Raw genomic sequence first — 14,013 nt, 5'->3', positions numbered from 1 at the left:
ACGATCATGACCATGCCGCAGGCAGTACCCCTTGGTGCCGAAGATGCCGTGCTTTCCGTCCGCAATCTCACCACGTCCTTTCACGTGGATGGCGGCTGGAAACCCGTGGTGCGTGATATTTCCTTCGATGTCGGGCCGGGCGAGACGGTCGCGATCGTCGGTGAAAGTGGCTCGGGCAAAAGCGTCACCTCGCTCTCCATCATGCGGTTGCTGGATCGGGAAAGCAGCAGGGTTCAGGGCGAAATCCTGCTTGGTGGGCGCAACCTGCTGTCCCTTTCAGAAGATGCCATGCGGCAGGTGCGGGGCAACGAGGTCGCGATGATCTTTCAGGAGCCGATGACCAGCCTCAATCCGCTATTCACCATCGGCGACCAGATTTCCGAGGCCTTGCTGTGTCACCAGCCGATGTCCAGGGCGGATGCGCGGGCTGAGACGATCCGCCTTCTCGAAAAAGTCCGTATTCCTTCGGCCTCATCGCGTTTCGATGAATATCCGCATCGTTTTTCCGGCGGCATGCGCCAGCGCGTGATGATCGCCATGGCGCTTGCGTCCCGGCCGAAGCTGCTGATTGCCGACGAGCCGACGACGGCGCTCGACGTGACCATTCAGGGCCAGATACTGGACCTCATCAAGACGCTGCAGGAAGAGGAAGGCACGTCGGTTCTGTTCATCACCCATGATATGGGCGTGGTGGCTGAGATCGCCGACCGCACCGTCGTCATGTATCGCGGCGAGCAGGTGGAAGTCGGCGCGACGGCCGATATTTTCCATCGCGGCAAACATCCCTATACCCGCGCGCTTTTGTCCGCCGTCCCGGTTCTCGGTTCCATGACGGGTGAGGAAAGACCGCTCCGGTTTCCCATCGTCAACACAACTACAGGGGAAACGCAGCAGCCGGCGCGCCCGGGCGATACCGTCGATGCGAGTGCCCAGCCAGTGCTGAAGGTGGAAGGGCTGACCAAGCGCTTCGACATTCACTCCGGCCTTTTGGGACGGCTCAGCGGCCGCGTGCATGCGGTGGAAAATGTGTCCTTTGATCTGCGAGCCGGCGAAACATTATCATTGGTCGGCGAAAGCGGTTGCGGCAAATCGACGACGGGACGAGCCATCATGCGGCTGATCGAGCCGGATGCCGGCTCGGTGGTGGTCAATGGCGAGAATATTCTCGCTCTCGACAAATCAGGCATGCGCGAGATGCGCAAGACGGTGCAGATGATCTTTCAGGACCCCTTCGCCTCGCTCAATCCACGCATGACGGTGGGTGCGGCGATTGCCGAACCGTTTCTGGAGCACCGCATGGGAAGCGCCCGCGAGGCGAAGGACGTGGTGGCCGACATGCTCAAAAAAGTCGGTCTCTCGCCCGATATGGCGGCGCGTTACCCCCACGAATTCTCGGGCGGCCAGCGCCAGCGCATCTGCATCGCCCGCGCGCTTGCGCTTCAGCCGAAGGTGATTGTCGCCGATGAGAGCGTTTCGGCGCTTGATGTTTCGATCAAGGCGCAGGTCATCAACCTGATGCTGGATTTGCAGCAGAGCCTCGATCTCGCCTTCCTGTTCATCAGCCATGACATGGCAGTGGTGGAACGTGTCAGCCACCGGGTGGCGGTGATGTATCTCGGCGAAATCGTCGAGATCGGCCCGCGCGCGGCGGTCTTCGACAATCCGCAGCATGATTACACCCGCAAGCTGATGGCCGCCGTGCCGGTGCCGGATCCGGACCGCAGAAATACCCGGCGGAATGCCGCGAATGACGAGCTGAAAAGCCCGATCCGCGTGGTCGACTACGTGGTGAAGCCGCGTGAGTATCGCGAGGTCTCGCCCGGCCACCTTGTCGCCTGTTAAAGCAGGTTAAAGACCCGGTACGTCGGACGTCGCGAAAGGCACACGGTAGCCGCGCTGGAAAGTTTCGCGCTGTCCGAGCTGGCGATACCATTGCTGTACCGCCGGAAAATCGTCGAGGTCGATTTTGTGGCGCGCGAAACGCGAGACCCATGGCCAGATGGCGATATCGGCTATGGAGAAATCTCCGGCGATGAATTCCCGGCCTGTCAGCCGGTCGTTCAATGTCTTGTATAGCCGCTCCACATCCGTCGTGAAACGCGTCTCCGCAAAGGGTGACTGTCCGGCATTATAGGTCAGGAAATAATGGGCATAACCGAGTGTCGGGCCAAAATTGGCGCCCTGCCACATCAGCCATTCGGTGACGGTCAGCCGCGCAGCCTTGGAGGCAGGCAGAAGCCGCCCGACTTTTTCGGCGAGGTAGATCAGGATCGCATTCGATTCCGTCAGGATGGTGCCGTTATCGCGATCGGCGATCGCCGGGATTTTCGAGCCGGGATTGATGCGGGTATAATCGGCTGAGAATTGCTCGCCTTTTTCGATGTCGATGGCGCGGCTGACATAGGGCAGGCCGAGTTCTTCCAGCGCAATCGAGATTTTCAGGCCGTTCGGGGTGATCCAGGTGTAAAGGTCGATCATGCTAATCGAACATCGCCTCATCCAGCGGCAAAGCCCGCCTGCCTTTCTTGCCGGTCACGTCGGAAAGATCAGTATAAAGACCGCGCAATGTCAGAACCAGCTGGACGATGCGCGGATCGGTGACGCGATAGATCACCTGTTTGCCTTCCCGCGAGCCTTCGATCACGCCGGCGTCGCGCAATTCGGCAAGCTGCTGGGAAAGGGTCGGTTGCTGAATGCCGAGCTCATATTCAAGTGCTGAAACGGAGGCTTCCGTTTCCATGAGATAACAGACGATGGCCAGGCGATTGGCGTTGGCGACAAGCTTCAAAAGCTCGCTCGCTTCCACCACGCTGCGGCAGATGAGATTGGAAACCGGTTTCGTCACGATTACAGGCCCATTTTTCAAACTATAAAAAAGTAAATTGTATCGCGATAAATTTCAATGGCTTGATTAATCCCCGTTTGACCAGATCAAGCATTTTTTAAAATCTACAGGATTAGTAGATTTCTCTTTCGCTTTCCGGACAAGGATCGCCAAAACATTCCTCGAAAACATTCTATAAAAAAGTAGATTGATTGCGAAATGAGGTGTCGACATGAAAATCGGGGTCCATCCCAACAATCTGCATTTGCGGCTCGCCCGGCTCTGGCCCGGCGCTTTTGAAGAATTCGATCCGGAGTTCGTGCCCTATCACGAAGGGCGCGATACGGCGGCGCTTCTGGAAAAGAGCGACATCCATTTCGGCGGCACGGGCTCGACCCCGCCCATTGAGGCGGATGCGCGCGGGCTTTCCGCAGCCTATATCGCCGCCTCTGCGCCGAGGCCAGCAAACGGCGCGATCCTCGTGCGGCGAGACAGCCCGATCCGTTCCGCCGCCGATCTCTCGGGAAAGCGCATATCGCTGATCGACGGATCGTTTCACACCTATCTTCTGGCGCGCAGTCTGGAAGGGGCCGGGCTTGGTCTAGCGGACGTGACACGCATCGAAAGCGGCGACAGCGATAGCCTTCGCGACCTCGTGGAAGGCCGCGTCGATGCCTGGGTGACGATGTCGCCACGGCTCGAAAAAGCCCTGACCCATGAAGAGATCAGTCTTCTGGTCCGTTGCGGCTCCACCATTCCCAACCGCTCGCTGTTCTGGACGCTTGCGCGTCACACTTTGGCACTGGAGAGGCGCGAGGCGATTGCCGCCGAACTGGACCGCGTTGGCCGGGCCGTCATGGCGGATATCGACAGGGCCGCAGCCCTTCTTGCCGCCGAGCCGGGCAGCGAAGGCGACGCGCAGTCATGGGCAAAGGTGCTGCGCTCGCGCGATCTTTCGGTGGTGCCCGCCACTGAGAATATCCTTGCCGAACAGCAGGAGGAGGCCGATACGCTTTACAGGCACGGTCATTTCTCTTTACCGGTTCTGACGGGGCAATCAGCCAGCGCGGGAGGCGACAGATGAATGTTTTCTGGTACATGTGCGCGCCCGATGGCGCTTATCCCTGGCAACCAGAAGGTTCCCGCAAGGTCGATCTCGGTTATTACAAGCAGCTGGCGCTTGCCTATGACCAGCTTGGTTACACCGGCGCGTTGTTTGCCACCGGTGCGCATGACGTCTGGGTTCTGGCGGGCGCGCTGCTTTCCTATACCGAGCGGCTGAAGTTTCTGGTCGCCATTCATCCCGGCCTTGTCGCGCCAACGCTGCTCGCCAAGATGGCGGCGACGCTTCAGGAGTTTTCGCGCGGACGTCTGCTGATCAATGTCGTCTCGGGCGATGCCAAGATGCTCGGCGCTTACGGCATGACCATGCCGCATGACGAGCGTTACGATATGGCGGATGAATATCTGCAGATCTGGCACCGGCTTTTTGCCGGGGAGACGGTCGATTTCAAGGGACGGCATTTCCAGACCGAAGGCGCAAAGCTCGCGTTGCCGGTGGGGCAGGGCATAGAGCCACCACCGCTATGGTTCGGCGGCTCTTCGGATAAGGCGATCGACGTTGCGGCCAAACACGTCGAAACCTATCTTTCCTGGGGCGAAACGCCAGACCAGATCGGCGCGAAGGTCGATCTCGTCAAGGCGCGGGCGGAGAAACTCGGCCGCGAGCTGGAATACGGCATTCGCCTTTATGTCATCGTCCGCGATACGGATGAAGAGGCATGGGCCGCCGCCGCCGATCTTTACGGGCGTATGGATGCGAACGCGATTGCCGCCAACCAGCGTTTCGTCGGCAAGACGGATTCCGTTGGCCAGCAGCGCATGACGGCGATGCATGGCGGGCAGAAGCCCGAGAACCTGCGCGATCTGGAAATCGCCCCCAATCTCTGGGCCGGCATCGGTCTTGTGCGGCCGGGACCGGGCACCGCGATCGTCGGTTCGCCAGATACGGTCATCCGCACGCTGGAAGCCTATAAAAAGGCGGGTGTGAATACCTTTATTCTGTCCGGCATGCCATTGCTGGAAGAGGCTTTCCGCTTCGGGGAAAAGGTTCTGCCGCGTCTTGATGTATCGCGGGAAGTCTCGTCGGCCAAACAATTCACCTGGTCGACCTTGTTCGATCGCGACCTCTCTGCAAAGGCATCGTGAGCATGGCCTTCCGGGAGTGGAGAAAAAAGACATGACGGCAAGTCCGGCAACAACAATTGCACAACGGCGCATCGGCCCGCAGCGCGCGGCCGCGCGGGCTCTTGCCGTCCTGGACAAGGCGCTCGGCGCGGTCGCCGCCGCCATTCTTGCCACGCTTCTCGCGGTGGTGCTGGTCAATGTCACCCTGCGTTATCTGTTTCACACCGGCTTCATCGGCGCAGAAGACCTCGGCATCTGGCTGCATGTGGCGATGATCGCGGTCGGCGCGCCGCTCAGCCTCAAAAGCGCGCTTGCCATGCGGCTCGATGTTTTCGTGCGGTTTCTGCCTGAGCGTTTTCACGCCGCAACCGAAGTTCTGGCGGATGCCTTTTCCTTCGTCGCGGCGCTCATCCTCGCCTTCGGCGGGGTTGAAATCGCGGCAATGCTGGGCGGCACCTCTCCGACGCTCGGCTTGCCGGAATGGGTACGTTTCGGCTTTCTCGGCGCTGGCGGCGCGCTGATCCTTCTCTATCTCGCGCTTCAGCGTGTCAGTGAAGGCAAGGTGCTTGCTGTTCTCGCGTCTCTCGCCATTGCACTTGTGGCCTATGTTGGCCTTCCGGAAGTTTTCGTTGATACGACACTGCCGCCAAGCCTGTTTCTGGCGCTCACGGCGGCGTTGGGGCTGGTGCTGGCGGCACCGCTTGCCCATGCCTTCCTCGCCGCAGCTTACGTGGCGATCGCTTTCGGCAGCACCTTGCCGGAGCCGGCCATCGTTTCCTCGACGGTAACCGGCATGTCGAAATTCCTGCTGCTCGCCATCCCCTTCTTCCTGCTGGCCGGAAGCCTGCTGACGGAATCGGGCGTTGCCAACCAGCTGGTTCGTTTCGCCGCCGCCATGGTCGGACACCGGCGGGCGGGACTGGCGCAGACGACGCTTCTGACCAGCGTGCTGTTTTCCGGCGCCTCCGGCTCCTCGGTCGCCAACGCCGCCTTCGGCGCTTCCACCTTCCAGCCGGAGCTCGTCAAGCACGGCTATCCACCGGCGCAGGCGGGTGCGATCATTGCCGCCACCTCGGTGCTCGACAACGTCATCCCTCCCTCCATCGCTTTCTTGATCCTTGCCACAGCCACCAATCTATCGGTCGGTTCGCTGCTGGTGGGCGGCTTCTTTGCCGGCGGGCTGATGGCGGTCTGCCTTGCGGTGGCGATCCATTTGAGCGTGCGCAGCGTCGATACCCTGCCGCGCGCCACGGGAGTTGAACGCTGGCGCTCCGCCATCGCCGCCATACCCGCCTTCGGCCTCGGCGTCATCGTGGTGGTCGGCATCCGCATCGGTATTGTCACCACCACGGAAGCGGCCGCACTTGCAGCACTCTACACGCTGCTTCTCGGCTTCGGGTACCGGCTGGGCGCGGGTCGCATTTTTACAACCTTCCGGCAATCGGCCGGCGAGGCAGCGGCCATCGGCCTTCTGATCGGCACGGCGGGTCCTTTCGCCTTCCTGCTGGCGGTGGACAACGTCTCCGGCCTCGTGACCGATTTCGTCACCCTGCTCGGTGGCAGCAAGATCGCGGTGCTTCTGCTGTCCAACCTGATCCTGCTCGTGGTCGGGCTGGTGCTGGATATTGGTGCTGCCATCCTGCTCTTCGGCCCGATCCTACTGCCCGCCGCAGTGGCCGCTGGTATCGATCCGATCTATTTCGGCGTCATTCTCGTGGTCAATCTGATGATTCATGGCCTGACGCCACCGCTCGGCATGCTGATCTTCGTGGTCAGCGGCGTCACCCGCATTCCGGCGACAGCGCTTTTCCGGGCCGTCGTTCCCTATCTTGTCTCTCTTCTCGTTTCCCTCGCCATTCTGTGCGCCTGGGCCATTGTGTTCTAAATCCGGGGTTTTATTCATGACTATTATCGATCGTCGCAATCTCCTGAAATTCTCTGCCATAGGTGCAGCGACGTTTGCCACGCCCGCCTTCGTGCGCAGTGCAAATGCCAAAACCCGTAGCATTACGGTCGCTTCCCTGTTCGCCGACGACAAGCCGGAGACGAAAATCTGGGTGAAGATCAGCGAACTGGTGGAGGCTAAGCTGCCCGGCCGTTTCCGTTTCAACATCGTCAAGAGCGGTGCGCTGGGCGGCGAAAAGGAAGTGGCGGAAAATATCCGTCTCGGATCGGTTCAGGCGAGCCTTTCCACCGTCTCCTCGCTTTCCGGCTGGGTGCCGGAGCTGCAGATCCTCGATCTGCCTTTCCTGTTTCGCGATGCAGACCATGTGCGCAAGGTGGTGACGGGCGAGACCGGCAACGAGCTGAAGACGAAGCTCGGCGCGCAGCAATTCGTTGCCGCAGACTTCATCAATTACGGCGCGCGCCATCTCCTGACCAAGGAACCGGTGACCAGACCGGAGCAACTGGAAGGCAAGAAAATCCGCGTCATCCAGAGCCCGCTGCACACCAAGCTCTGGAGCGCCTTCGGCACCACGCCCGTCGGTATCCCGATCACCGAGACCTATAATGCGCTGGTGACCGGTGTCGCCGATGCCATGGATCTGACCAAGTCCGCCTATGCCGGGTTCAAGCTTTACGAGGTCGTGCCCTATATGACCGAGACCGGCCATATCTGGGCGTCGGGCGTCGTTTATTACGGCGCGACGTTCTGGAACCAGCTGGACGACGAAGAGAAGAAGGTTCTCCTGGAGGCATCCAGCGAGGGCGCGCAATATTTCAACCAGCTGATCGTTGAGGACGAAGCAAAGTCCGTCGAACTTGCCCTTTCGAAGGGCGGCAAGGTGTTGCAGCCGGAAGCCCTGGACGAATGGCGCAAGGGCGCGCAGGGTGTCTGGAAGGATTTCGCCGGCACGGTCGGCGGCATTGAGAAGATTGAGGCTGTGCAGTCGGCATAAAAATACCGGGCTGCCCCTGTCCAAAAAGTAAACCCCGTGCGTCCGCAAGGCGCACGGGGTTGTTTTTTGTTTGCTATCAGTGCGAAGCACCCGAGCCGCCGACGGCGACGATGGAGAAGGGCTGGCCTTCCACCGCAACCGTGCGGGTCTCCTTCAGGCTTTCAGCATCCACCACGCGGACAAGGGCGTGGCGCGGGTCGGAAATGGCCACCTGACCATCGGCAACCGCAAGGCGCGGACGCGGATCACGCCAATGGCCATCCTTGCTATAGGGTTCGGTCACCCTTGCCTTGCGGGTAATGGCGCCTTCCAGCACGTCCAGCACATGCAGGTCGCCGTCTTCCGTTAGAATATAGGCGTTGCGCGGATTGGCGGGATCGAGAATGAAGTCGACGCGCCGGGTCGGCAACTCGATGAGGCGGAACGCATCCTTGCTGTCTGGATCGATGAGGACGACCTTGTCCTCGCCGTAATTGCCGAGGAAGAACTGCATGGATTTGCCGCCAAGCAGCGTGCCGGTATAGGCCTTCGGGAAATCCTCTGGATAGGCCAGCATCTCCAGCTTCGGGCCATCCGTGCCGCCGGGCCGGGCAACCAGAATGCCTTCCTTGCAACCAAAGGCCGCAAGTCGTGCGGAGGTCGCCTCGCCATGCAGATCGGTGCATGCCGCCTGCTCGCCGACCTGCTTTCCGTCCCTGTCGAGAACGCGCAGACCGATGCGGGGCGGCAGCGTATCCGGTTTTGTTTCGATTTCAGTATCGGGCACGGAAACCAGAACGTAACGACCCATCGTCACCGCAACGCCGTGATGCGGGGCTGTCGTATCGATGGTGCGAACCTTCGCCTTGCCATCCAGCAAGGCCGCTTCATCGATGATCTCCGCCTTGCCGCCACGGTCATAGAAAAGAATGGCATGGTCGTCATGCGGCACGACGTGGAAAGGACGCTTGCCCTCGAAGGTGACCGGCAGCAGCGCCGCATCTTCCACGTCCAGATCGCGATGCTCACCGTGATCGGAGAAGACGATGCCGGACTTGATCACATGCACCATGTCGGCATCCGACTGGGTGGCGAAAACCGTCTTGCCCGACGCGCTGGCGGTCAGCGCCGCATATCCTTTCAGATCGTAGCGCCCGAGTTCCTTGCCGGTTTCGAAATCGATTGCGCGTACGACTGGCTCGCTGTGATCGGCGACGAACAGCCGCCATGCTGTTACGCCGTCCTTGTTTTCTTCCGCATGCGCCATGCCGGAGGTGAGGGACGTGGCCAGCGCCAGGCATGTGGCGAGCGCGCCCACGCCAAGTTGCTGGTGAAGGGAGAATCTCATGGTGTTCCTTCCAGACGTTGTCATCCTCATGCTGATAAAGGGCCGGTATCGAGGCCTTTGAGGATGCTTGTAATGTTATTACGTTACAAGATACGTATTAGCATTATGCGCAGGGTCCATGTCAACCGACGTGGACGTCGAACTGCTGAAAATCTGGAAGTATGTATTGGTGACGCGCGGAAGAGCTGGGGCTTCCGTGTCAGGCCACAAACGCGACGTCATCCTCGGGCTTGACCCGAGGATCCATATCCTACAACGGCGCGTGGATCCTCGCCTCAAGGGGCGAGGATGACGGAAGGGGGAGGTTGCGACGCTGAAGGCAGGCGCGTTGCAGCGCCTGCCTTTGCAATGATTAGCGGATGTCTTCGGGCAGAACGTCCGAAGGAATGTTCTGGTAGGAAACCGGGCGCATGAAGCGGCGGATCGACATGGTGCCAACAGAGGTTGCGCCGAAGTTCGTCGACGCCGGGTAGGGGCCGCCGTGAACCATGGCTTCGGAAACTTCAACGCCGGTCGGGAAACCGTTGGCGAGAACGCGGCCGGCCTTGCGCTCCAGGATCGGCAGAAGCTTGCGGCCGAGTTCAGCATCGCCGGCATCCAGATGCAGGGTTGCCGTCAGCTGGCCTTCGAAGCTCTTTGCCACTTCGAGCATTTCTTCGGTGCTGTCGACCGTCACGATCAGGCCGAGCGGCCCGAAGACTTCTTCGGCAAGCGCGTGGTTGGCAACCCAGTCCTTGCCGGAAACCCGGTAAAGATAAGGCGTTGCATTGCGCAGGTTGCAGGTGGTGGTCAGCACGTCGCGCACGCCGTTGCCCGCGGCGATGCGGTCACGGCCGTCGCGATAGGCGGCGGCGATGCCGTCGGTCAGCATGACCTGAGGGCCGACTTCGGAGAGCGCTGCGCGCGCGGTTTCAGCAACCGCATCCGCCTGCTCGGAGAGAATGACGGCGACGCCGGGATTGGTGCAGAACTGGCCTGCACCCATGGTGAGCGAGCCCGCCCAGCCCTTGGCGATGGCCTCGCCGCGGGCGGAAACGGCTTCCGGCAGCAGGAACATCGGGTTGACGGAGCCGAGCTCGCCGAAGAAGGGGATCGGCTCGGGGCGCTGGGCGCAGAGATCGAACAGCGCGCGGCCGCCGGCAAGCGAGCCGGTGAAACCGACCGCCTTGATGCGCGGATGCTGGACGAGCGCGGAACCGACATCGCGGCGGCCGCCCTGGATCAGCGAGAAAACGCCGGGATGCAGGTTGTGCTTCTTGACGGCGGCGAGAACGGCTTCGGCAACGATTTCGCCGGTGCCGGGATGGGCGGAATGGCCCTTGACCACAACAGGGCAGCCTGCTGCGAGAGCGGCGGCCGTATCACCACCGGCCGTCGAAAAGGCGAGCGGGAAGTTGGAGGCGCCGAAGACCGCGACGGGGCCGATCGGGCGCTGCATCAGACGGATATCCGGGCGCGGCAGCGGCTGGCGGTCTGGCAGCGCTTCGTCATGGCGGCGGTCGAGATAGTCGCCCTTGCGGATATGCGATGCGAAAAGGCGGAGCTGGCCAACGGTGCGGCCGCGCTCGCCCTGCAGGCGTCCTGCGGGAAGGCCGGTCTCGGACGAGCCGATTTCCGTGATGGCGTCGGCGCGTGCTTCGATCTCGTCGGCAATCGTATCGAGGAATGCTGCGCGTTCTTCGCGGGTGGTGTAGCCGTAGCTCCAGAAAGCCTCTTCGGCTGCTTCACAGGCCGCATTCACCAGATCAACGGTGCCGACCGAAAAATCGAAAGCCTCGCCATGTGCAGGTTCGCTGCGGAATTTTGCATCCGTTGCGACCCATTCTCCTGCAACCAGATGTTTGCCGTGCGGCTTGAAACTCATTGTGCTCTTCCCTGAAAATCTGATCCTGTGTGGAAAAATCCACCCGACACCGTGACACCGGACCGAAGGGCGACAACGTGAACGCCATCAGCCGCGATCCGCGCCCGGTTGCCTTCTGCCTTAGCCCGTGTGGGGCCGCAACGAAAGGCGGTTTCGCAACTATTTGACCGAAAAGTGTGATTAATCGGGCGATGCGTGAAAAAGACGAGCTTCCGTTTACGTGCGGGGCGCTCTATTGTGACGCCATGATGACAAATAGACTTCCGAAATATGTCGCCTGGTCGGTGTTTCTGCTGATCGTGATCGTTACAGTCTGCCCGATCGGCTTTCGGCCGCATACGCTGACGACGGTCGGCATCGACCGCGCCGCCGCCTTCGCCTTCTGTTCGGCTGCCTTTGTGCTGGCCTATCCGCGTTACTGGCTTGCCGTCGTCGTCGCCGGTGTGGTGGCGGCTTTCGGTATCGAGGCGCTTCAATTTCTGTCGCCCACGCGCCATCCGCATATGACGGATGCAGCCGTAAAAGCCGCCGGCGCCATCGCCGGCGGGCTTGCCGCTTTTTCCTGGCTTCAGTTCAAGGCGCGATTGACCGCAAGCTGACGGGGCTTCGCGGTCGATATCACCTGCTCAGAGACCTCGGCTTGCGAGCCCGAAGCGGCCATGCGACAGCGTGCGTTCGATGCCGCGCAGCTCCGCCAGCCCCTTCAACCGGCCGATGGCGGGATAACCCGGCTGTGCTCCGCGCGTCAGATCGTCGAGGATTTCCTGCCCGTGGTCGGGACGCATTGGAATGGTGTGGTCTTCACGGCCTTCGGCGCGACGGCGGCTTTCCTCTGAGAGAAGTGCCGCGATGACGGCGACCATGTCGGTTCCGCCTTCCAAATGTTCGTCCTCGAAGAAAGAACACGGCACGGTGTCCGTGTCGCGTGTCACATTGCGCAGATGCACGAAATGGATGCGATCGGCAAAGCGGCCGGCGATGAAGGGCAGGTCGTTATCCGCCCGCGCACCGAGGGAGCCGGTGCACAGCGTCACACCATTGGCGCGGCTGTCCACCTGGGACAACATATGGGCGTAGTCGGCCTCCGTCGAGAGGATGCGCGGCAGGCCGAGCAGGGGCCATGGCGGATCATCGCCGTGGGCGCAGATGTTGATACCCACCTCCTCGGCAACCGGCGTCACTTCCGAGAGAAAGTCAATCAGGTTCTGTTGCAGCCTGTCGCGGTTGATGCCGTGATAGGAGCGCAGTTTTTCGAGAAGCTGGGCAAGCGTGTAACCATCCGCCGAGCCGGGCAGGCCTGCGCCGATATTACGCCCGAGCGCGGCGATCTTCGTGTCCGGCATCTCGGCGAAACGTTTCGCCGCTTCGTCCACCAGCCATTCAGGATAATCGGCCTTCGCCTCGGGGCGCTTCAGGATATGAATGTCGAAGGCGGCGAAGTCGGGAAGATCGAAGCGCATCGCCTTTGCGCCGTGCCTGGTTTCCCAGCGAAGATCGGTGCGGGTCCAGTCCAGCACCGGCATGAAGTTGTAGCAGACGGTGCGGATGCCGGAGGCGGAGAGGCGGCGCAGCGTTTCCTGCCAGTTGGCAATGTGATTTTTCCAGTCGCCCGTCTGGGTCTTGATGTCTTCGGAGACCGGCACGCTTTCCACCACGTCCCAATAAAGCCCGCCGGCCCTGATCGCCTCATGCCGTTTGGCGATCTCGTCCACCGGCCAGACATCACCTGTGGCGATGTGGTGCAGCGCACTGACGATGCCTTCCGCGCCTGCCTGAGCCGCGTCCTGAACCGTGACCTTGTCGACCGGGCCGAACCACCGCCATGTATGTCTCATCTTTAATCCTCAAATATCATTCTGCGGAAAATGTCAGTTGCACCTTGCAGGCGGCGGAGCGGTCTCCGGCCTGTTCGAAGGCGGCTTTTGCCTCGTCAAGCGGGAAGCTGTGGGAAATGATCGGCCGCACATCGATCCCGCGAGACGAGATGAGCTGGGCGGCAATGGCGAATTCATCATGAAAACGCTGCGAGCCGCGCCAGAAGATTTCCTTGCCCACCAGCGCATTGAGCGGAATGGTAATATCGCCGGTAACACCCACCTGCACGATGGTGCCGCGCGGACGTACGCAGGCAAAGGCGGTGCGAAGCGCGGGGCCTGCGGCGGAGCAATCGAAAATGACGTCGAAATAACCCTTATTGTCCTGATAGGGTAAAAGCGCGTCCGCGTCCTTCGCGACATTGATCGTGCGGTCCGCACCCATGGCGGGCGCGCGTTCCAGTGCTGCGTCTGTGAGATCGGTGGCGACGATGATGCTTGCGCCGGCATGGCGGGCGGCGGCAATCGTCAGCAGGCCGATCGGGCCAGCGCCGGTCACCAGTACCTTGGCATCCTTGAGGTCGCCGGCCTGGGCCACAGCATGCAGGCAGACGGCGAGCGGTTCGGTGCAGGCCGCTTCGGCGGGCGAGGTGGCGTCTGAAAATGCCGCGCATTGTTTGGCGGGAACCACCAGCCGGTCGCGGAACATGCCCTGCTCATGCGGCAGGCGCATGGCGCTGCCCATGAAGCGCATTTCAAGGCAATGGATCGGCTGGCCCTTCAGGCAGAAATGGCAATGGCCGCAGGGCTGCGAGGGATTGACGGCGACGAGTTGGCCGATCGCAAGTCCGCTGACGCCGTCCCCCAGCGCCCGCACGTGGCCGGATGCCTCGTGGCCGCAGATGATGGGCTCACGTACCCTGACGGGTCCGAAACCGCCGTCCTGATAATAATGAAGATCGGAGCCGCAAATGCCGCCCGCCGCCATGGTGAGCAGCACTTCGCCGGGGCCGGGGCCCTGCATGTCTTGCGTTTCGACGCGAATATCTTCACGGCCGTATAGGCGTGCCACGCGTGTCTGCATGACGGGGTCCTTT

12 protein-coding genes are annotated in these 14,013 nt (G+C 61.3%); 6 read left to right on the top strand and 6 right to left on the bottom strand.

The window, feature by feature from the left end; genetic code table 11:
- Window positions 1–6: 6 nt before the first annotated feature.
- Window positions 7–1,842, top strand: coding sequence for an ABC transporter ATP-binding protein (locus tag JZY08_RS16805; RefSeq protein WP_216333434.1), 1,836 nt, complete (start codon window positions 7–9; stop codon window positions 1,840–1,842).
- A 6-nt stretch (window positions 1,843–1,848) separates the two neighbouring features.
- On the opposite strand, the gene JZY08_RS16800 is transcribed toward JZY08_RS16805, so the two are convergent.
- Both JZY08_RS16800 and JZY08_RS16795 read right to left on the bottom strand, forming a co-directional pair.
- Entirely contained in the window at window positions 1,849–2,478 is a 630-nt protein-coding gene (locus JZY08_RS16800; RefSeq protein ID WP_216332671.1) for a glutathione S-transferase N-terminal domain-containing protein, read from the bottom strand.
- Window position 2,479: 1 nt separating this feature from the next.
- On the bottom strand, window positions 2,480–2,845 hold the full coding sequence (locus tag JZY08_RS16795) for a helix-turn-helix transcriptional regulator (RefSeq protein ID WP_003500789.1): 366 nt from the start codon (window positions 2,843–2,845) through the stop codon (window positions 2,480–2,482).
- A 211-nt stretch (window positions 2,846–3,056) separates the two neighbouring features.
- On the opposite strand from JZY08_RS16795, the gene JZY08_RS16790 reads away from it, so the two are divergent.
- From JZY08_RS16790 to JZY08_RS16775, 4 genes are read left to right on the top strand one after another with little or no spacing between them, the layout of a single operon-like run.
- On the top strand, window positions 3,057–3,908 hold the full coding sequence (locus tag JZY08_RS16790; RefSeq protein WP_216332670.1) for an ABC transporter substrate-binding protein: 852 nt from the start codon (window positions 3,057–3,059) through the stop codon (window positions 3,906–3,908).
- Window positions 3,905–5,032, top strand: coding sequence for an LLM class flavin-dependent oxidoreductase (locus JZY08_RS16785; RefSeq protein ID WP_216332669.1), 1,128 nt, complete (start codon window positions 3,905–3,907; stop codon window positions 5,030–5,032). The genes JZY08_RS16790 and JZY08_RS16785 overlap by 4 nt, the downstream gene beginning before the upstream one ends.
- Window positions 5,033–5,063: 31 nt before the next feature.
- Window positions 5,064–6,896 (top strand): TRAP transporter large permease subunit, encoded by a 1,833-nt coding sequence (locus tag JZY08_RS16780; RefSeq protein WP_216332667.1) that lies wholly within the window; start codon window positions 5,064–5,066, stop codon window positions 6,894–6,896.
- Between the two features lie 16 nt (window positions 6,897–6,912).
- On the top strand, window positions 6,913–7,911 hold the full coding sequence (locus JZY08_RS16775; RefSeq protein WP_216332665.1) for a TRAP transporter substrate-binding protein: 999 nt from the start codon (window positions 6,913–6,915) through the stop codon (window positions 7,909–7,911).
- 76 nt (window positions 7,912–7,987) lie between these two features.
- On the opposite strand, the gene aztD is transcribed toward JZY08_RS16775, so the two are convergent.
- Together aztD and JZY08_RS16765 are read right to left on the bottom strand one after the other, a co-directional pair.
- A complete protein-coding gene (gene aztD / locus JZY08_RS16770) occupies window positions 7,988–9,238 on the bottom strand; it encodes a zinc metallochaperone AztD (RefSeq protein WP_216332663.1) in 1,251 nt (416 codons plus the stop codon).
- 352 nt (window positions 9,239–9,590) lie between these two features.
- Window positions 9,591–11,102 carry an aldehyde dehydrogenase (NADP(+)) gene (locus JZY08_RS16765; protein WP_216332662.1) on the bottom strand — a complete coding sequence of 504 codons (1,512 nt, stop codon included), beginning with the start codon at window positions 11,100–11,102 and terminating at the stop codon, window positions 9,591–9,593.
- Window positions 11,103–11,347: 245 nt separating this feature from the next.
- Here JZY08_RS16765 and JZY08_RS16760 point away from each other — a divergent pair, with 245 nt between their 5' ends.
- Window positions 11,348–11,701, top strand: a complete 354-nt coding sequence (locus JZY08_RS16760; RefSeq protein WP_253204125.1) for an antibiotic resistance protein VanZ — start codon at window positions 11,348–11,350, stop codon at window positions 11,699–11,701.
- Window positions 11,702–11,728: 27 nt separating this feature from the next.
- Here the strand turns inward: JZY08_RS16760 and uxuA are convergent, their stop codons facing one another.
- Together uxuA and JZY08_RS16750 are read right to left on the bottom strand one after the other, a co-directional pair.
- Window positions 11,729–12,937, bottom strand: coding sequence for a mannonate dehydratase (gene uxuA, locus JZY08_RS16755; protein WP_216332660.1), 1,209 nt, complete (start codon window positions 12,935–12,937; stop codon window positions 11,729–11,731).
- 16 nt (window positions 12,938–12,953) lie between these two features.
- Window positions 12,954–14,000 carry an L-idonate 5-dehydrogenase gene (locus JZY08_RS16750; RefSeq protein WP_216332659.1) on the bottom strand — a complete coding sequence of 349 codons (1,047 nt, stop codon included), beginning with the start codon at window positions 13,998–14,000 and terminating at the stop codon, window positions 12,954–12,956.
- Window positions 14,001–14,013 lie beyond the last annotated feature (13 nt).

Origin of the sequence: Rhizobium sp. X9, assembly GCF_018873185.1 — a bacterium.
GTDB lineage: Bacteria > Pseudomonadota > Alphaproteobacteria > Rhizobiales > Rhizobiaceae > Agrobacterium > Agrobacterium oryzihabitans.
This window is presented reverse-complemented; position numbering and strand designations above follow the sequence as displayed.